Below are 18,519 nucleotides of genomic sequence, written 5' to 3'. Positions count from 1 at the left end.
TCATGGTCATGGTGTCGAAATGGAGGAATGCAATCCTCCGCGACCCCCCACACCCATGCACAGCTTGTTTCGCTGCAGGGTGCTGACGGGCCTGACGGTCTTGCTCGGCAGCCTCAGCGCATCCGCAGCGGTGGCCCAGGAGCTTTACTCCCTGGAAACCACCTGCAGAAGCGCAGGGACAACCCACTCCTGCAACGTCGTGGCATCCAATGTCGACGACACCACGGAATACGTCCACACCTTTGGATCAAAGACCGTGAGTTATCGCGTGATCGATGATCCCTACGTGCGCATTGAAGGGCGAGCCAGCAACACCAAACCGTGGAGCTCGGTGAAGAACGCCGTGATCGATTTCAAAAAAGAGGAGCTCTGTTTCAACAGCGGAGCTTTCTGCGTCAAAAACCCCAAATACCTCGCCGATGTTTTGGTCGGTAGCGGTGATGCCATGCAGGGGCGCACCAAGGTGGGCATGGTCTTCGCTGCCAATGGCCGTGTGGATATTGCCTGTTTCGACAACGGCTGCAATCGACTCAAGGAGGCCATTGGAAAATGACCATCAACACTCGCCGATCCTCTACACGTCGCCTCGCCGGCTTGCTCGGTTTAGCTCTGGCACTTCAACCCGCTGCAGGTCTCGCGGCGATCGGCACCGAAACAACGGCTCCATCAGGCACCAGTGAGGAATTACTGCTGGCCCAGCGTCGCGGCGGTGGCGGCGGTTCAAGGGGCGGTGGCTCCCGGGGCGGCTCACGCAGCAGTTCCAGAGGATCACGCAGCAGTTCCCGAGGATCACGCAGCAGCTCACGCAGCAGTTCCAGAAGCGGTGGCCGCACCGGCTTCAGCAACTACAGCGGCAGTCGCTCGGGTAGTCGTTCGAGTAATCGCTCCACCACACGCAGCAATCGCCAGGGCAGCAGGCAAACCACTCGCTCTTCGCGTCAGGGTCAGGCCCGCACCAACAGCGCCAACCGTCAGAGCAACAGGCAGACAACCCGCAGCAACCGCCAGGGTCAGGCGCGCACCAACAGCGCCAATCGCCAGAGCAACAGACAGAGCACCAGGAGCAATCGCCAGAACCAGGTGCGCAACAACAGTTCCAACCGCCAGAACAATCGCAACGATCGCTTCAACACGCGCCAGAACAATCGCAACGATCGCTTCAACACCCGTGCAGACAATCGGCGCAAAGCGATCAACAACTGGGATCGTTACGGCAGAGGTTGGTACAGCGGCAACAACTGGTACAACAATCGACCCTGGAACAGCGGTTGGTATGGAGGCTCCTACTGGAACAACTGGGGCTGGTATCCCGGTCAGGCAGCAGCCTGGGGGCTGGCGAGTATGGCCACCTTCGGTGTAATCAACAGTCTGGTCAACACAGCCCAGAGCAATGAGGTGAGCTACATCGTTGTGCCTGACTCGGACTACTCCCTCTACTACCCCAGCGTCACAGCAACCGGTGACACGGTGACCTTCGAAGCCGACGATGGCAGCTCCACCGTGAGGTACTACGCGGATTGCCGCGAAGGAACCATCAATGGGGGAACGCCCGGCAACGGCAACGAAGCCCAGCTGCTCAATGCCGCCTGTCAGGTGGCCTTCGGTCAGTAGAGCTCATCCGCGGCAGCAGTGCTTGCAGGAGCAAACAGCTCCTGCAGGCGACTCTCCGCCTGAGGTTCCAGCAGCACCGGACAAGCGTCATAAGTCTGCGCCCGGTTCACTCTGGCATGGATGGATTTCCAGGCCTGATCCCAACCCTTAATCGAAAGTTCGCGATAGATCCTTTCAACAGTGGCGAAAGGTGAGCTCACAAGCTGGGAATACTCCACTTCCACCAACTGGCCAGCGGGAATGAGAGGCCTTGCTGCCTCGAAGGCATCAAGCAGCAAACCATGGGCCATGGCCGTTTCCTCGACCTGCCGTTGCTGATCCGGTGCAGGCTGCAGGCCAATGAGATCGGCGAGTTTCTGCTTCACCAGGGTCAACGAGCGCACAGCATCGGCCGGCTCACGCTTCAGCAAGACAAATCGCGCCCTTGGGAACAGATCAAGCAGCAGGGGAACACGTGCTGTATGGGCAGGATTCTTGATCAGGAGGTGACGCATGCCATTGCCATCGTGAGCCCAGGTGAGACGAGTGAAATACAGCAGCTGACGTTGAAAACGGCGGGTACTCGACAATGCACAGCGATGGAAATGCTTCAGATAGTCCTGAGGAAACGCCACACCAGCCATGTGCGTATCGATGGTTAACCGGGCCAGACCGATCTCGTCCTCCTGAGGATCCAGAGCAGACCACGACACGGCATCGATCGGGCGTGTTGCAGTCATCAATCGGTTGAGAATCGCCACGATCAACGGCTTGAGCACCAGAGCAACCTGCGGAGCCACTGTGAGGGCATTCCGGGCCGTGGCGGCGCCGGGATCAGCCGCCAGCAACTGATGCAGATAGGTGGTGCCACTTCGCCAGTGGCCGATCACGATCACCGGATCATCCGGCAGCTCAAGTTTTCGAAGAGCTCTGCCCCAGATCAAAGACTGCAAACAGCCAATTGGAGCAAGACAAAATCCACCCAGTCCTAGCTGCAAGCCCCGAAGCAATCGACTCGGCGAAGGCCGTGTCATTGCAAGGGCTGAAAAGAAAGTGCGTGGTGTGATGCAGCCGCCAGCCACTTGCCGATCGATGGCGCGATGCATCGGATTCACACGTATGTGCGGAATTTAAGCCTAGCTGGAAAAAAATAGAATACATTAATACATCTTCCATTCACTACGTGAGCGCTGGCACTCCTGCCACCGAGAATCAAACACTCCCCGCAGAGAGCACTCGCTCTGCGCGGGGCATCGATTTCGCTTTTCGCTCAGCTACGGAACTCAAGCAACACTTCAAGTTGATTGGCAAAGACTTCGATGCCATTCAACTGAGCCATGGGCCCCAGCAAGGGCGATTCAGAGTCGCAAACTTAGGCAGCATTTTTCTCGTTCAGCTTCAGACCAATCAGCGGCTGCTTCTTAACGGGGAGCGAGGGGCTGACTGCATGAGCTTTTCTTTTGAGTCGACAGGAATCGCTGACGAGCACCGGTTATTCAATATTCCAATTGCGCCCTACTCCCTGAACGGCTTCAGACAGGGGCAAGTTGAATCGCATTTTCAATTATCTGCCAATACCACCTCCTACTTAGCGATTCTTTCAACGAGCAGATTCAACGCTTTTCTGAATCACTGCAATTCGGAATATTTGATCGAAAAACTTGAAGTTAATAATGCTCTACAAATCTCACCTTCTTTGCATGCCAAATTCCGAAAACAATTTGAACACTTAATTCATTACCCTCCGATCACATCGCAGCAATGCAGGCAAACAACCAATCACCTCTACAGTGCATTTCTCAATGCCATCAGCGAGCAAACAGAGGCTAGGTATCTAACTTACGCACCGTCTCCCAGGCAGCAACTTGTCAAGGAATTTGTTGGGTGGGCTTTCTCAAATGCAAGCCAGGACTGCAGCCTTGACCAAATCAGCGAAACGCTGTTTGCGTCAAGACGTACTTTAATTCAAGGAACCAAAGAATCATTTGATATGGGACCTATGGAAATGATGAAGCGCGTACGTCTTGAACAGGTGAACTGGATCCTGCGTTCACCGGACATTCGAATCGACAAAAACTTCAAAACAATTACGGAAGTCGCCCAGCACTTCGGCTTCCAAAGTCGTGGACATTTCGCGAAGGCTTATCAGCAAATTTTCCACGAAACCCCGAGTGAGACTTGGCTGAAATCAGTCAATCTGTAGCAATTGAACAAGATCCCGTTCGTGCGCATCTAAAACCTGTTTCAGACTCCTGAAGTCGGCAGACGGCTACCAAAAGAGGGCTTGGCACCTACACCACACCCTCCCGTTCATGAGCACACGACAACAAGTCGACGGTTCGATCCTGCCCTTCCCCGCCAAACCGTCGGGAAGCAAGGCTGGAACGACGATGCAGGACTCGACGTACAGCCCACTCCCTGATCCCAAATACCTTCCGGAGGATGCACCCAACATCCTGGTGGTATTGATCGATGACGCGGGCCCGGCCATGCCGGAATGCCTCGGAGGTGAGATCCACACGCCCACACTTCAGGCAGTCAAAGACGGCGGCGTTGGCTTCAATCGCTTCCACACCACAGCGATGTGTTCGCCGACACGCTCTTCGTTGATGACCGGTCGCAACCACACCTTCGTGGGCAACGGACAGATCTGCGAATTGGCCAACGACTGGGACGGTTACTCAGGCAGGATTCCTGAAAGCTGTGCCCTCCAGGCCGACGTGCTGCGCAACTATGGCTATGCAACCGGCGCATGGGGCAAATGGCACAACACCCCGTCAACCGAAACCACGGCTGCAGGTCCTTTCGACAACTGGCCAACCGGACTCGGCTTTGAATACTTCTACGGCTTCCTCGCCGGCGAATGCTCTCAGTACGAGCCGCATCTGGTGCGTAACACCACAGTCGTATTGCCCCCGAAACAAGAGGGCAAGGAGTACCACGTCAGCGAAGATCTGGCCGATGACGCCATCAACTGGCTGCAAACCCACAAAGCGCTCCGCCCGGACGCGCCCTTCTACATGTACTGGGCATCGGGCGCGCTGCATGGTCCTCACCATGTGAACAAGGAGTGGGCGGATAAGTACAAAGGCAAATTCGACGAAGGTTGGGATGCCTATCGCGAAAAGGCTTTCAAGAATGCCAAAGCCAAAGGCTGGATTCCCGAGAACGCTCAGCTCACGCCACGCCACCCCCGATTAGCAGCTTGGGACTCCATCCCCGATCACCAGAAACCCTTCCAGTCGCGTTTGATGGAAGTGCTGGCTGGCTTCGCCGAACACACGGATCATCAGGTTGGTCGCATCCTTTCCGAGATTGAACGGCTCGGATATGAGGAGAACACCCTGGTTGTCTACATCTGGGGAGACAACGGTTCCTCCGGTGAAGGTCAGGATGGCACCATCTCTGAGCTGCTTGCTCAGAACTCCGTCGCCACGGAGATCGATGAGCACATCAAGGTGCTCGACGACCTTGGTGGACTCGATGCCATCGGCTCCGATCTGGTCGACAACATGTACCACGCAGGCTGGGCCTGGGCGGGCAGCACGCCCTATCAGGGCATGAAATTGATGGGGTCTTACTTCGGCGGCACCCGTAACCCCATGATGGTCAAGTGGCCCAAGGGCATCAAGCCGGATCCCAAGCCTCGTGCTCAGTTCCATCACTGCAACGATCTGGTGCCAACGATCTACGAGCTGGTGGGAATCACTCCACCCAAGATGGTGAATGGTGTCACGCAGGATCCCATTCACGGCACCAGCTTTGCCTACGCCTTCAATGCACCGGATGCACCTGGTGAACTGAAGACCCAGTTCTTCGACATCTTTGGATCACGATCCATCTATCACGAAGGCTGGATGGCTGGCGCCGTTGGTCCTCGCCTGCCCTGGGTGAAGGGCGTCGACCCCGAGATCCTCACCTGGTCGCCGAACACTGACGAGTGGGAGCTTTACAACCTCGAGGAGGACTGGAGCCAGGCCAACAACATCGCCGATCAGCATCCCGAGAAGCTGCAGGCGATGAAGAATCAGTTCCTGGTGGAATCGGCCAAATACAAGAATCTTCCCATCGGCGGAGGACTCTGGACCGTTATCTTCCACCCGGAACTGAAGGTTGCACCCGATGCCAAGTCGTGGGAACTTCCAGGCAACATCACCAGAATTCCAGAGCCCTGCGCTCCACGGCTTGGTTGCCTGAACAACAAGGTCGTTCTCGACCTTGAGATTCCAGAAAATGGAACTGGTGTGCTCTACGAATTTGGTGCCAATTCAGGTGGACTCACCCTGTACATGGATCAGGGGGTGCTGATCTATGAGTACAACCTTTTCATCATTGAACGCACCAAGTTGCGCTCCAGCCAGCCGCTGCCAACCGGTCGCCACAAACTGGAAATCATCACCCAGCACACCGACGACAATCCAAGGGGTGCCATTTCAATCAAGGCATCCCTCAATGGCTCAACGGTGATCGACGGCATTGTGCCGCGAGTGGCTGCACTGCTCTTCACCGCCAACGATTGTCTTGATGTCGGCCAGTCACTGGGCTCGGCGGTTTCCATGGACTACCGCAAGCGTGCTCCGTTCAAGTTCAACGGCACCATCCACCAGATGAATGTGGATTACACCGACTAAAACCGCCAACCACGTTTGATCCAACCGATCAACAATGGCAGGGGGCAGACTTCGTCATGAAGTCTGCTCTTTTTCTTTTAGCTCCAGGCTTAAAAAGTAGTTCAGAAATGTACGCACCAGTGCTACAGCTCCAAGCTGAATCAAGGCGGATGCTTCACGGCTGATGGTGGTTTGAACCACATCAGCACCCAGCTGAAACTCCAGAGCCAGAGCCACCCATCCGCCGAAGGTCAATCTTGCTGCGGTAAGGGGACCTCGTTGCATCAGATGAGGTGGAATCGCCCGCAAGCGCAGCGGCCCGCTGCGACTGAACACCGCAATCAAGCCAACCGCAACAGACAGCACCGACAGATATTCAAGAATCAAGCGCAATGCTTCGGCTGAATGCGTCAGCAGATGTTCAGACCATTCCATCAATGATTGAATGCCACTTGAGGTGATTGTGAATGGCAAAGACAAGTATCACCAGTTGCCAGACAGCCAAACGCCGCAATCCAGCACAATCGGGAGCGCTTTGGGATGACTAAGTCAGGGGCGATTTCTAGCCTGACAGCAGCGGTCAGGCCTTCCAGATCGGATGAGCAATACCAATACTGAACTGGCCAAGACGCGCAATCGAGCCGCTGCGGAACGCACAACTCTGGCCTGGATCCGAACAGCCCTGGCTCTGATCAGTTTTGGATTCGGTCTCGACAAAATCATCAGTGCCATCCGTGATGCTGGAGGCGCAGCCGATAGCGGCAATGACATCGGCGTGCAGCTGATGTCGATTGGATTCATCGGTGTTGGCATTTTCACGTTGCTGATTGCAATGAGGCAACACAAACGTGAACTTGTGCGCTTGCGGAATGACCCATACCTCTACCGCGATGAGCCATCGCTTTCGATTGCCACAGCAACAGCTGTGCTGGTGATCGGTGTGATTGCCTTCCTGCTGCTGCTGTCGGGATTTATCTGAGCTCCAAGCCTTTTCCAATTCACCACCGCATCTTCTCCTGTTCTGATGTCAATCCTGATTTCTCTGGCCCTGTTTTTCATCATGGTGTCTCTGGGCCTGAATCTGCCCAGCCTGCAGTTCGACTTGCTGAAACACAGACCAGCACTGATCGTGCGCGTCTTGTTGGCAACCTGCGTGGCTCTACCGCTGGCGTGTTTGCTGCTGCTGCGGACCCCACTCGGACAAGGACTGTCTCCTGCCATCACAACAGCGGTGATGTTGATGGCGATCTGTCCAAGCGCTCCGATGATCGCTCTGAAGAGCAGGAAGCTGGCGGAAAACCCTGAACTGGCGACAAGACTGCAGTTCTGGTCAGCCTGCGCCGCCATCATCAGTGTGCCGCTTTGGGTCAGTCAGCTACCGGTGGAAGCGGGAGAAACGATCTGGAGCGTGTCCTCCAGGGACGTCGCCTTCCAAGTCTTCACCGTGCAACTGATTCCTCTGCTTGTGGGCGTGTCATTGCGGCGCTGGTGTGCGGAATGGTCTGAACGCTGGAATCCGGTGATCCAGAAAGGTGCGAGCATGCTCTTGCTGGTGCTGCTGGCCCTGATCCTGATCGTGGCGTTACCGAAGGTGACGCCGATGTTGATCGGCAACCTCAGAGGAGCCTTGCTGATGTTCATCCTCACATGGATCGGACTGGGACTAGGCTTCGCAGTCGCAGGTGATGACCAAGACGAACGCAGCACACTGCCTTTGGTGCTCTCCATGCGGAATCCAGGCCTTGCCCTGCTCATCATTCAAGGCATGGCTCCAAACGCCATTGATCTCAAAGCGGCTGTAGTTGGGTATGTGGTGGTGACGGCCGTCGGTTCCGCACCGTTCATGAAATGGCGTCAAGCCAATGAAAGTCAAGATCAGATCAGCGGAAACGTTTAGAGCGAATCCATGAAAACCCCGATCGATCAGAAGCAGCTGCTGAAACAGAACCCACGGAAGGGAGCAGACATGGCGTCTCTCCTCCTGGGCGCTGGGCTTGGTTATGCCATCAATTTGCACTTACCGCTGCTCGCAGACGTCACGATCAGCTGCATCTTCCTGATCCTGCTGAGCAGGCTGCGCAATCGGCTGAAAACACCATCGCAGTGGTGGGGAAGCATCGGTCTTTGCTCTGGCAGCTTCCTGGGAACAGCATCCTCGATGGTGAACGAGATGCAACGAGGCAACGAAGCAGCGTCGACTTACTCACCATGGGAGCGGCTGGCTCTGATCGTCATTCTGGGCATCACAGGTGTTCTGGCCGGTAGCCGTGTCGGCATCGACCCTGATGCTGTTGAGGGCCGCTCGATCGGTGACCTGCTCAGGTCTCTCAGTGGAACGTTCACAGGAGTCTTCGGTGTGTTAGTCGCCATTGCCTTTGTCTTCAACGGACTCGAGGAGGCAAGAGCACTGTCTAGTCGTCTCACCACAACACTCACCATCATCATTCTCGGCCTGGTGGGTCCTGGTTGGATCAGCCACCGTCTGAAAACCTATCAACGCAATCAACAGCATTAATCCGGTCACCAGCCATCCGTAACGCCTTTGCGTTCGCTGAAGTCACAAGACCATTCGTTGATTTCGTTTCGAGAGGCATGGAGACTCGTGATCGACATGACCTGAAGCTTTACTCCGGCTCACAGTCACGAGGACTTACCCAGCCGAGGCAGGTTCTGAGCAAGTCATCATGCGGTCTCCCCTCACAAAGATGCCGCAAACTGATGCTGGTGATCTGACAGCACTGCTGTTGTGTTGCTGTTGACCTGATCGTTGCCTTGGTGCCGTTTGCCACTCGTAGGCCTGTTTCAGAGACAACTTCCTGGTGTTGTCTGGAGTCCTTACCAGTTACATTCATCAGCCATAAAGAAATGGTGATGCTGGTCCGAAGAGCAACATCACCATCCAACAGCTGTTGAATCAATTCAATCAGCTCTTCTTCGCATCAGTCTCCTTGGGGTAGATCTCAAGAGTGACCTTGTCAATCTGTCCGCCGTAGGCGCTGTAGCGACGGGGGCCAATGTTCCTGACCGTGACCGCCGAGCCACGGTCAAGACCAACATCAGCTCCTTCATCAATGGAGAATCGAGAAGCGATGGTCTGATCAATACGACCAACCGCAACCACTTGATCGTTGATCTTCATCTGCACATTGGCACCTTTGCCAACGCCGCCGCCGTCGTAATCAATCTCGAAACGAAGCTGAGATTGGCCGACTGGCAATGGCTGACTACTGATGAAGGTGTAGAGCTTACCCATGTAGTTGTAGGTGTAAGCAGGCACATTGTTCTCCACATAGAGAGACCAGCCACCAAAGCGACCGCCCTGGGAGAAGATCACTCCACTCTCCTTCTGGCCAGGCTTTACATCCAATCGAGCCGTGATGCTGCTGGAGGTGTTCTTTACGTTGAGGATCGAATCCTCCACCATGTTCCAGGCGTAGGGATACAAATCCATCGACGTCCGATCACCCAAAAGTGTGGGCCGTCCGGCAACAGAGGGAACAAGACGCTCAAGAAGACGATCGTCAAGCGGCAACACCTGATTATCAATGGCCTCTTCCATGAATTTCTTCTTCATGGCTATGAGGCGTTCCGGCTCCTGCTCGGCAAGATCATTCGAGAGACTGAAATCCTTGGTGGTGTCATACAGCTCCCAACCAGAATCGTCGGCAACCGGATTCATTCTTTTCGGCGCCATCCAGGGATACATCACTGTTGTCCGCGCCATCCAGCCGTTGTGGTAGATGCCGCGGTTGCCGATAATCTCAAAATACTGCGTATTATGTTTCTCTTTAGCCTCCGGATTATCAAAGGTATACATCATGCTGGTTCCTTGCATGGGAATCTGAGGAACACCGTTAATTGTCTTGGGCATGGGCAGATTGGCCGCCTCAAGAATTGTTGGAGCCACATCATTCACATGCGAGAACTGTGTGCGTAGTCCGCCACCTTGTTTGATGCGTTTTGGCCAATGAATCACCGTGCCGTTACGTGTTCCACCAAAATCGCCGGCTACTTGCTTAGAGAGAGCGAAAGGTGAATTGAAGGCGATCGCCCAGCCCATGTGATACATGGGATAGGTGGTAGGCCCACCCCATTCCTCAAGCTTGGCTTCCTGCTCATCAGGCGTTTCTTCAACGCCGTTGAGGTAGTGGTTCCAATTCCACTGACCAGTCCTATCCCCTTCAACACTGGCGCCATTATCACCAGTGATGTAGATCACCAAAGTGTTATCAAGCTCGCCAAGATCGTCGATCGCCTGGACCAAACGGCCAGCCTCATAATCTGAGTACTCCGTGAAGGCAGCAAAAACCTCTGCCTGACGTGCATAGATTTTCTGCTGTTGTGGCGTGAGGCTGTCCCATTTGGGAATACTGTCCGGCGCCTTGGCCATCTGAGTGCCTTCAGGAACAATCCCTGCCTTGATCTGATTCTGAAGATTGCGCTCGCGCAGAACATCCCAGCCTTCATCGAACTTGCCTTTGTATTTGGCAATCCATTCCTTGCTCACATGATGTGGAGAGTGAGAACCAGCGGATGAGTAATAGATAAAGAACGGCTTATCTGGCTTGATCGCTTTCTGCTGACGCATCCAACCGATCGCCTGATCAGTCATGTCTTCGGTGAAGTGATACCCCTCTTTCTTCGGTGCATCCACAACGGTGACGCCATCGTGGATCGTTGGATCCCACATATTGTCTTCTGCGCCGACAAAGCCGTAGAACTTCTCGAATCCCTGCCGTGTTGGCCAACGGGTCTGAGGGCCAGCTGCGGTGGTCTCACGAGCAGGTGTTTCATGCCACTTGCCGAAGGCCGCAGTGTTGTAACCATTAAGCCTCAGAATCTCGGCAACAGGCTGGGCATAATCCGGCACCACAGTGGAGTTACCCGCATAACCAGTTGCGATTTCCGGGATTGTTCCCATATTCACCTTGTGGTGATTACGTCCGGATTTCAAAGCCGCCCTGGTCGGCGCACAGAGAGCTGTGGTGTGAAATCTGTTGTAGCGAAGGCCATTATCAGCCAGCTTTTCCGCCGTCGGCATGTTCACCGCACCACCGAAGGCGGAGGGTGATGCAAAGCCCACATCATCGAGAAGGATGATCACCACATTGGGTGCATCCTTTGGCGCCGTCACCTCCCATTGCTTGGGCATGGGCACATCGGCCGGCAGCACTTTGGTGACCTTTTCAGGTTTTGGCTCAGCAATCGGCAAATTCGTCCGATCTAGGTTTCCGCCTAGTGCCTGCTTCTGATCCGTGCAGGAGGTGGTAAGACCCGAGACCAAGAGCAGTCCTCCGCCAAACACCAGATGGCGGATAAAACGGGAAGCTTTGGCTTGATCAATCATGCTGGAAAAGCGAATTGAAGAGTGAAAGGAGTGGGAACCTCAGCAGAGGTTGGATTCACAACAAGTGCAGGGCAGGAAAGACATCACCTTCTGCTAGCTGCGGGTGTTGAGTGCCGAATCAGCAGCAGCACAGATCTGCACATTTGGGATCAGCGGAACAAACCGGAACACCGAGAGCGCAGATCAGCTCCCATCTACAGCTGGGAGAAAGAGGGTTGCCTAGCTTTCGTTGAGACAGTTGACAGAGGAGATGACATGTCAGTGCGATCCAGGCTCTACCGACTGGCCAGCGCGATCGAACTGATCACTGGAGCAACTTTGCTGTTGCTCCCATCGGTGGTCATGCAGCAGCTGTTCAGCTCATCAGCAACCGCTGCTGGCGGACAACTCACACGGCTGTACGGTCTGGCGCTGATCGGTCTGGGTGTTGCCTGCTGGAGTTCACCCTGCTCAACGTCGGGACGCCGAGGACTCCTGATCTACAACTGCAGTGCTGCGGTGCTGCTGCTCATCCTTGCCTGCACGGACCTTTCAGGCGGAACAGCAGTCTGGGCCGGCGCCGTCATTCACGTCGTGCTCGGCCTTCTGATGATTCGCGATCAGTTCGCCAGCCCTTCATGCTGAATCGGCGGCACAACGGAACCCCATATGGCATGTTGCAGTGTCAGTGGTCTGGCCCATCAACGCCGCTGGCCTGAATCGATGGCAGTAATTCTCAGCACAAAGGAATGAACCGCCTTTGATGATCCGACGCTCCTGTTCTCCCTTGGCAACGGGGAACAGTGTGGAAGTCCATTCCCAAACATTGCCACACATGTCGACCAAACCGTAGCCGTTTGGAGGGAACGACCCCACAGGAGACGTCCAGAACCATCCATCGGTCTGTTCATTGGTCCAGGGGAACGGTCCCTGCCATACATTGGCCAGCCATTTACCGTCAGGAGTCATATCTTTGCCCCAGGAATAGTTCTGCTGAACGAGTCCACCTCTGGCAGCCACCTCCCACTCTTCAGCAGTCGGCAGGCGTTTGCCGATCCACTCAGCAAAGGCCAGCGCATCGTCGTAGGCCAGATGCACCACAGGGTGGTTCATCAGATCTTCAATCCCTGAATCAGGTCCCTGGGGGTGTCGCCAGTCAGCACCTTCAATCAGAGCCCACCAGGACATGGGTTGACTACGATCAACTGTCGGCGGGGGTGGAATAAACACAGCTGATTCGGGGTTCTGCTGATCAGGAGGAAGATTCGGGTACAGCACCGGATCGGGTGGTTTTTCAGACACCGTGACGTAGCCGGTTTCCGACACAAAACGCGCGAATTCCGCATTCGTGACGGGGGTCTCGTCAATCAGGAATGAACTGATTTCAACAGAGCGGATCGGCGACTCCTCGGGATAAAAGGAGTCGGATCCAATTGAGTAATCACCTGCGGGGATCGTGATCATCTGATCAAACTGCCTGATCATATCGTCAAAATATTTTCTTCACGCTAATGATACAGCCATTTGCAGGAGGCGATTATCACAATTTGTGAGGCGAAACGGTACTCAGAGCAAAAAATCACCTGTCTATTCAATCGAAAGCACAGAAACAAAAATCGGTTTTGAGATGACAATCAAGCACTCAGATCGTTTCAGCTGCCTGTCGGAAAGAGGAACTGAACCTGTGCACGAAACGTCCAGTCGCCAATGAGAGTCTGACCTCTCTCTTCAGGCTTGACGACGTTATAATATGCACTTAAAGAAGCGTTGATAGGCTGAGTGCCAAGTGTGAAAACACGCCCAACACCAGCGCCCACAGGAACAGTCCAACCCTTATCATCTTTATTCATCCAATCTGCAGTGATGATTGGGGCACTCGTGAGATACCAACCTTTTGGAAGGTTGTAATTAAGGAATGGCTGGATCAGCATTTTGTTGACGTCTTTCTTTCCGTCGCCTGCAAATGACCAAACATTATTAATCAAACCGCCGGTCACAATCTTTCCTTTGCTGTAAACGAGAACTCCTGTAGGTCCAGCACTCCAACGACCTGAACCGATCCGGGCATCAGTCGCTGAGGGAATCATCAGGGTTGGTCCAACACCAACCGTGAAATTACCTTTCAGCGTTGGCACGAAAAACACCGAAGGGTTGATGTCTCCAAGCGTCTGGATATTGGTGCCACGAGCCCAGGGCTGAGAAATGAAGGGAACAATGGTGCGTGTCACCAATGTGAGGCCCTCGCTCACCTTGAAGGGCACAACCGGCTGAACGTTGACAACATTCTGTGTTTGGTTGTGTTTGAAGTTGGTTTTGTATGTGGGCTGATCGGGATTGCCGGTGGGAATCTCCACATTCGGCGCCCATTGGGTGCCAGGAGTGCTGTTCCATTGAATGGGCAAACTAATCAAGCTGGCAATTGGGTTTTGCGCGGCCTTGGCCAGATCAGCATCTTCCTGGGCGGGGGATTCACCGGGAGTGACCGTGACCGGTTGGTTATCCGTACCAGGCTCCTGCGAACCGGATGCCTGGGCGATCTCAAGCTCGCTCAAGACGAGTGGCGTGAAATCGAAATCGACCGCATCGTCAACCAGAAACTTCGGACGATCTTGAGCTTCAGCAGTTGAAGGAACCAGAAGGGCCGCGAAGCTAAATAAGCCGACCAGGCGGAGGCTTCCACGGAAAAGCGATTCCATCAACTCGAACCAATCAAAGAGTGATCTTTAAGCCAATTCACCCACCAGGCCAAGGTTGCCCCAGAGAAATTCGCACGATTGGGATCAGATCCAGCTGCACGACTTCACTCATGCTCCTACGGTTCTGCCAATCTCAATTTTTCCTGTGGTTCGCTATTTGCCCATCGCATTCCTTGCACCACTGAGCGCACTTTGCGTTGAGGCCGTGGCACAACCTCAGGATGAATCCCTTGAACTTCAGACCGGCAGCTCAGATGTCGCCGAGCTGGTTGAAGACAACAGACAGGTCAATCTCGGTAGCGCTATTGATTCAGCCGATCAATCTGATGATCAAACGCTGAATGACCACATCAGAGAAGTCCGCGATTCCAAAACCTTTGAGATCATGGAACCCTTGGTTCTGAGCCAGTCAAACGACAGTACTTCTACCAGTGAAGATGAGGAAAACGAAGAAGACTCTTGGCGCTTCTATCTGGATCTTTATGCATTTGCACCACTCTCGACTGACACAACAACACAACTCAACGGAAATAACCCAGTTGATGCCAATTCATCATTAGCGGATGTCTTTGCGACCACAAGAGCTGGGTTGACATTCAAAGCATCTGCTGAATACGGACGTTTCGGCATCTACTCAGGTGTCAACTATGGAGCCGCCTATCAGTCCGAAACCGTAGCCAAATGGAAAGTATCGAATCCAATCCAAAAACGGCTTGGATACTCTACTGATCGAGTCAGATTCGAAGGAAAGGGTAAAGCTGATGTCACCATCGAAACAAGTCAGTTCATTTACGACCTTGCAGTGCGTTATCGCGCTGGCGAAGTCCAAAAGCCAAAAATGGAGAAAGGAACAGGCAGTTTCGTTGGTTTTGTTGGAGCCAGGTTCATCGATGGATGGATGACCACCACGATCGATGTCGAGAGAGAAAATTCCTTATCCGTCGATGGAGAACTTATCAGTGGCGAAAGAACCAAAAAATTTGAACGATCAGTAAGCGGCACCTGGGCGAACACCTGGGTACAGCCACTGATCGGCATGCTCGCCACCTACGCCATCAGCGAAGACTGGCAAGCCTTCGCATACCTCGATGCCGGTGGTTTCGGGCTGGCAGGTGAACGTGATCTCACAGGAACAGCACAGGCAGGCATCGCTTACGCCCTGGGCAACTCAGCGCAAGCGTCGCTTTCCTACAAATATTTCGGGCTCGACTACGCCGGTGGATCCGGCAACGGCTACACCGCAAGACAGAGCGGTATCAACTTCGGACTTCGCTGGCTGTTCGATTGATCGTTGCTGGCTGACAAGCAAGCAATCAGTGGCTGAGGCTCGCCGCCACAGCCACTGCTGTCTTGGATCCGCTGGAAATCGCTCCTTCGATAAAGCCGCGCCAGCCTTCGCCATGATCACCCGAGGCAAAGAAGAGATTATTGTCGTGCTTCGGTAGTTCATCAGCGAAGCGCACAAAAGTGCCCGGTCGATAGGTGCACCAACTTCCCTGAGACAAAGCATCATTTCCCCAGTCGTGCCCGAAGGTGGAAAGCAGACGAATGCCTGGGACAAACTCCTCAAGAACCGGCTGCCAGTCAGCGGCGGATTTTTCCAGTGCGTCAGGTTCCAGACTGAAACCGGCCAGCACCGAACGTTGCTCTCCGCGCTGATAGGTGAAGCTGCCGATCAGCGCAGAATCAGTTGACCTGGACAATGTCATCACCGCGCCTGGATCGCCCTCAACCTCAAAAAACACCTTGGCTCCACCACCAACATGCTTGAGCTTTGAGGCCTCAACTTTCACTGGTTTCAGTGGAGGCTCAAACGCCACGCCGTGGAGCACATTCAGCGGCACGGTGACCACAGCTCGCTTGGCATTCACCTGCTCGCCAGCTGCTGTCGTCACCGTGACCCCATTACCCGTCTGCTGAACGGATTTCACGGATGTGTCAAGCATCACATCGAATCCTCCATCACTGGCCATCGCCTGCACCAGGGTGCCGGTGCCACGCTTGAGTTTGTAACGGGCTGCTGAATCGTTGAAAAGCGAATAATTCCAACCTGTGAGCGACCAGCAGCGCATCATCTCCAGATAGGAGGCGTTCTCCGGCTGGTTCATCGAGAGAATCTCAAGGAAGCCACCAATGCTGGTTCGCTGCAACGGAGTGAGATCCAGGGAAGCCAGACGATCAGCCACGCTCAGGGAGTCGAGCTGCTCAATCGCAGGCCAGTTGTAATGGGAGTCATAGGGGCGTTCCCAAACCTGTTGGGCTTCTGCGAAGAACTGCTCAAAACCGGAGACAAACTCACCGAGTTGATCCTCGCGCAACTCCTGAACCCTCCCATCCACCTTGATCGCCACACGCTCAGCGACACACCCGGGAGTTTCCTGAATTTCGAGGCCATAGCGCTCTTTTTCCGCCCACACAAAGGGTTGGGTCCAGTGAATCCAGGTGCCGCCCAGCTCAACATGGAATCCGTTGCGATCGGTGCTCCACGTGCGACCACCCAGACGATCGCGAGCCTCAAGCACCAGCACGTGGAATCCACGCTTCTGCAGATCCCGGGCAGCGGTCACACCGGCAAAGCCACCACCGATCACCACAACATCAACGGTCTTCATGTTCTCAATTGAAAAATCAGTAGGTGATCTGCCTGAATGACGATGGACAGCACTTCAGATCATCGTCATTCAGCACAGAGGCTGAGGTCGACACAAGATCAGACCTTTTCGATATTCCCGAGTTTCCAGGTGCGATCAAACCACTGCTGCCCTGGGCCGTAGAGACGGAAAATGCCAAACCAACCCTTTCCTGGAACAGTCTTCACCCAGTTGGCCTCCATCCCGGCCGGTGCTTGCGGGCCGAAATAGAGATCGATACTGCCATCAGCATTTTTCACCATGTCAGCGTTGCGCTTGTTGTTCTTACTGGGATACGGCATTTCGCCGGTCTGCAACATCGAACGGGTCTGCGGGTCGTAGACGACAAACGACCAGAATTTCTGAGCCGGTGGATTCGCTGGAATATTGAGCTTGTAGGTGTTGGAGCCATTGAGATAAGCGCCACTGCCGTCTCTCGAGCTGAAGGCGTACTGAGACCCAACACCTGGAATCTCGAGAGCCATGGCTGGTGTATTCACCGTTGCCAGATAGAAGAACAACGTGCGGCCATCCATATCGCGACCACCGTTGCCCTTGTTCACCAGATATTCATGACTGCCGCCCGGGAAGCCGGTCTGCCAATAGCCAGCCTTGCCGGGGTAGATGTAGTTCTTGGGATCTTTGGGGCCGAACAGAATTGAACGAGCCGTGGCGTTGCCGATGGCGACGGCCTCGGTGAGCAGCGCCTTCTGCTCCGGTGAAGGATTGAACGGTTTGCCTTTCTCAATCCCGATCGACGATGCCATACCCAGCAGCTCAGGAGAGAACAGATCGGAAGGCTCGCGCTGAATCACCTCATCAAGCTCCTCGTAGAACTTGAAGTTGTTGGCATGGATGGTGTTTGTCTCCCAGTCCGTGAGGTTTTTGAAGTTGTTGGCGGGAGGATTGGCTCGCAATGCGTAGGGATAGACCCTCAAACCACCCTTGAAAGCATTTCTGGCCGTATCTGTTTTGCCCTGATCATCGAGGAAACCACGCAGGATCAACCAGTTGATCTTGCTGGGTGTGTTGGCAACGAAATAGCCGTCAGTGTTGGCGGGAGCTGTCTGCCCAGGCCCAATAATCAGGTACTTCCCTCCCTGGCCTTTGTCAGGCCCGGGGCCACCCATATCCACCACAAAGCGGAAAAAGGCATCATTCACGGTACCCGGGCCTGTACCCGCCGGCACCTCAACCACGATGGGACCATTGGAGAGATCCAGGAAAGCTGTGGCGTAGACAGTGTCGGTGTTGCCGGTCAACCAGAGTGATTTGGAACTCATCAGCTCTTCAAACAAGCCGATATCACGATTCACCTGCATGCCGTAGCCATCGCGATGCCCCACGTAGAGCATCTCGAGTGATGCCGCCGGCATGAAGTTCAGAAAAGTCTGCACACCGCGGCCAAGATCCACCTGACGGCGGGCCTTGGTCATGGTGTCATCGTCGGGGAAGCCGTCGAAATAGTTGAAGGTGCCGATCCGGGTGTTGACCCTGTCAGGCGTCAACACATCCTCGGGAATGATGGTGTTGTAACCCTTGGGAACAACATCAGCGGCCTGCAACGCTGAGCCGCTGTAGGCAAGAAACAACGCGGAAAGAAGAGCGGAAGGGAAACGAGTGAAAACAGTCATGGTTGAGAATGAATCGTTGTGTTGATGGCTTCA

At 54.5% G+C, this 18,519-nt stretch carries 16 protein-coding genes; 9 read left to right on the top strand and 7 right to left on the bottom strand.

The window, feature by feature from the left end:
- Positions 1-55 precede the first annotated feature (55 nt).
- Positions 56-553: a hypothetical protein gene (locus SIB56_RS01055; RefSeq protein WP_413324725.1), complete on the top strand. Its 498-nt coding sequence runs from the start codon at positions 56-58 to the stop codon at positions 551-553.
- The gene (locus SIB56_RS01050) at positions 550-1,611 is read left to right on the top strand and encodes a hypothetical protein (RefSeq protein WP_413324724.1); all 1,062 of its coding nucleotides are present in this window, start codon (positions 550-552) and stop codon (positions 1,609-1,611) included. Before SIB56_RS01055 ends, SIB56_RS01050 begins: the two co-directional genes overlap by 4 nt.
- On the opposite strand, the gene SIB56_RS01045 is transcribed toward SIB56_RS01050, so the two are convergent.
- The gene (locus SIB56_RS01045) at positions 1,605-2,696 is read right to left on the bottom strand and encodes a sulfotransferase family protein (protein WP_413324723.1); all 1,092 of its coding nucleotides are present in this window, start codon (positions 2,694-2,696) and stop codon (positions 1,605-1,607) included. The two genes, SIB56_RS01050 and SIB56_RS01045, sit on opposite strands and share 7 nt — an antisense overlap.
- 77 nt (positions 2,697-2,773) lie before the next feature.
- Here SIB56_RS01045 and SIB56_RS01040 point away from each other — a divergent pair, with 77 nt between their 5' ends.
- Positions 2,774-3,793, top strand: a complete 1,020-nt coding sequence (locus tag SIB56_RS01040; RefSeq protein ID WP_413324722.1) for a helix-turn-helix transcriptional regulator — start codon at positions 2,774-2,776, stop codon at positions 3,791-3,793.
- A gap of 109 nt (positions 3,794-3,902) precedes the next feature.
- Entirely contained in the window at positions 3,903-6,221 is a 2,319-nt protein-coding gene (locus SIB56_RS01035; protein ID WP_413324721.1) for a sulfatase-like hydrolase/transferase, read from the top strand.
- Positions 6,222-6,275: 54 nt separating this feature from the next.
- Here SIB56_RS01035 and SIB56_RS01030 read toward each other — a convergent pair whose 3' ends face one another.
- Positions 6,276-6,635, bottom strand: coding sequence for a DUF1622 domain-containing protein (locus SIB56_RS01030; RefSeq protein WP_413324719.1), 360 nt, complete (start codon positions 6,633-6,635; stop codon positions 6,276-6,278).
- A gap of 163 nt (positions 6,636-6,798) precedes the next feature.
- On the opposite strand from SIB56_RS01030, the gene SIB56_RS01025 reads away from it, so the two are divergent.
- From SIB56_RS01025 to SIB56_RS01015, 3 genes are read left to right on the top strand one after another with little or no spacing between them, the layout of a single operon-like run.
- Positions 6,799-7,179 (top strand): YidH family protein, encoded by a 381-nt coding sequence (locus tag SIB56_RS01025; protein WP_413324718.1) that lies wholly within the window; start codon positions 6,799-6,801, stop codon positions 7,177-7,179.
- A gap of 45 nt (positions 7,180-7,224) precedes the next feature.
- Positions 7,225-8,097, top strand: coding sequence for a bile acid:sodium symporter family protein (locus SIB56_RS01020; protein ID WP_413324717.1), 873 nt, complete (start codon positions 7,225-7,227; stop codon positions 8,095-8,097).
- A gap of 9 nt (positions 8,098-8,106) precedes the next feature.
- Positions 8,107-8,715 (top strand): hypothetical protein, encoded by a 609-nt coding sequence (locus tag SIB56_RS01015; protein WP_413324716.1) that lies wholly within the window; start codon positions 8,107-8,109, stop codon positions 8,713-8,715.
- Positions 8,716-9,123: 408 nt separating this feature from the next.
- On the opposite strand, the gene SIB56_RS01010 is transcribed toward SIB56_RS01015, so the two are convergent.
- Positions 9,124-11,547, bottom strand: coding sequence for an arylsulfatase (locus tag SIB56_RS01010; protein WP_413324715.1), 2,424 nt, complete (start codon positions 11,545-11,547; stop codon positions 9,124-9,126).
- A 255-nt stretch (positions 11,548-11,802) separates the two neighbouring features.
- Here SIB56_RS01010 and SIB56_RS01005 point away from each other — a divergent pair, with 255 nt between their 5' ends.
- Positions 11,803-12,171 carry a hypothetical protein gene (locus SIB56_RS01005; protein WP_413324713.1) on the top strand — a complete coding sequence of 123 codons (369 nt, stop codon included), beginning with the start codon at positions 11,803-11,805 and terminating at the stop codon, positions 12,169-12,171.
- On the opposite strand, the gene SIB56_RS01000 is transcribed toward SIB56_RS01005, so the two are convergent.
- Both SIB56_RS01000 and SIB56_RS00995 read right to left on the bottom strand, forming a co-directional pair.
- Positions 12,163-12,990 carry a formylglycine-generating enzyme family protein gene (locus SIB56_RS01000; RefSeq protein ID WP_413324712.1) on the bottom strand — a complete coding sequence of 276 codons (828 nt, stop codon included), beginning with the start codon at positions 12,988-12,990 and terminating at the stop codon, positions 12,163-12,165. The two genes, SIB56_RS01005 and SIB56_RS01000, sit on opposite strands and share 9 nt — an antisense overlap.
- Before the next feature lie 188 nt (positions 12,991-13,178).
- Complete coding sequence (locus SIB56_RS00995) at positions 13,179-14,222, bottom strand: neuromedin U (RefSeq protein ID WP_413324710.1); 1,044 nt, start codon at positions 14,220-14,222, stop codon at positions 13,179-13,181.
- 55 nt (positions 14,223-14,277) lie between these two features.
- On the opposite strand from SIB56_RS00995, the gene SIB56_RS00990 reads away from it, so the two are divergent.
- Positions 14,278-15,510, top strand: coding sequence for a hypothetical protein (locus tag SIB56_RS00990; RefSeq protein WP_413324709.1), 1,233 nt, complete (start codon positions 14,278-14,280; stop codon positions 15,508-15,510).
- A gap of 25 nt (positions 15,511-15,535) precedes the next feature.
- Here the strand turns inward: SIB56_RS00990 and SIB56_RS00985 are convergent, their stop codons facing one another.
- Positions 15,536-16,834, bottom strand: coding sequence for a flavin monoamine oxidase family protein (locus tag SIB56_RS00985; RefSeq protein ID WP_413324708.1), 1,299 nt, complete (start codon positions 16,832-16,834; stop codon positions 15,536-15,538).
- Positions 16,835-16,932: 98 nt separating this feature from the next.
- Entirely contained in the window at positions 16,933-18,486 is a 1,554-nt protein-coding gene (locus tag SIB56_RS00980; RefSeq protein ID WP_413324707.1) for a DUF1254 domain-containing protein, read from the bottom strand.
- Between the last annotated feature and the right edge of the window lie 33 nt (positions 18,487-18,519).

Origin of the sequence: Synechococcus sp. MIT S9503, assembly GCF_047304175.1 — a bacterium.
Taxonomy (GTDB): domain Bacteria; phylum Cyanobacteriota; class Cyanobacteriia; order PCC-6307; family Cyanobiaceae; genus Synechococcus_C.
The sequence above is the reverse complement of the archived record's forward strand: the minus strand, read 5'-3'. Positions and strand labels throughout refer to the sequence as shown.

Excerpts from the sequence above, each read along its gene's own strand:
- SIB56_RS01055 (WP_413324725.1), top strand. The coding sequence starts at position 56 with ATGCACAGCTTGTTTCGCTGCAGGGTGCTGACGGGCCTGACGGTCTTG.
- SIB56_RS01050 (WP_413324724.1), top strand. The coding sequence starts at position 550 with ATGACCATCAACACTCGCCGATCCTCTACACGTCGCCTCGCCGGCTTG.
- SIB56_RS01045 (WP_413324723.1), bottom strand. The coding sequence starts at position 2,696 with ATGCATCGCGCCATCGATCGGCAAGTGGCTGGCGGCTGCATCACACCA.
- SIB56_RS01035 (WP_413324721.1), top strand. The coding sequence starts at position 3,903 with ATGAGCACACGACAACAAGTCGACGGTTCGATCCTGCCCTTCCCCGCC.
- SIB56_RS01030 (WP_413324719.1), bottom strand. The coding sequence starts at position 6,635 with ATGGAATGGTCTGAACATCTGCTGACGCATTCAGCCGAAGCATTGCGC.
- SIB56_RS01025 (WP_413324718.1), top strand. The coding sequence starts at position 6,799 with ATGAGCAATACCAATACTGAACTGGCCAAGACGCGCAATCGAGCCGCT.
- SIB56_RS01020 (WP_413324717.1), top strand. The coding sequence starts at position 7,225 with ATGTCAATCCTGATTTCTCTGGCCCTGTTTTTCATCATGGTGTCTCTG.
- SIB56_RS01015 (WP_413324716.1), top strand. The coding sequence starts at position 8,107 with ATGAAAACCCCGATCGATCAGAAGCAGCTGCTGAAACAGAACCCACGG.
- SIB56_RS01010 (WP_413324715.1), bottom strand. The coding sequence starts at position 11,547 with ATGATTGATCAAGCCAAAGCTTCCCGTTTTATCCGCCATCTGGTGTTT.
- SIB56_RS01005 (WP_413324713.1), top strand. The coding sequence starts at position 11,803 with ATGTCAGTGCGATCCAGGCTCTACCGACTGGCCAGCGCGATCGAACTG.
- SIB56_RS01000 (WP_413324712.1), bottom strand. The coding sequence starts at position 12,990 with ATGATCACGATCCCCGCAGGTGATTACTCAATTGGATCCGACTCCTTT.
- SIB56_RS00995 (WP_413324710.1), bottom strand. The coding sequence starts at position 14,222 with ATGGAATCGCTTTTCCGTGGAAGCCTCCGCCTGGTCGGCTTATTTAGC.
- SIB56_RS00985 (WP_413324708.1), bottom strand. The coding sequence starts at position 16,834 with ATGAAGACCGTTGATGTTGTGGTGATCGGTGGTGGCTTTGCCGGTGTG.
- SIB56_RS00980 (WP_413324707.1), bottom strand. The coding sequence starts at position 18,486 with ATGACTGTTTTCACTCGTTTCCCTTCCGCTCTTCTTTCCGCGTTGTTT.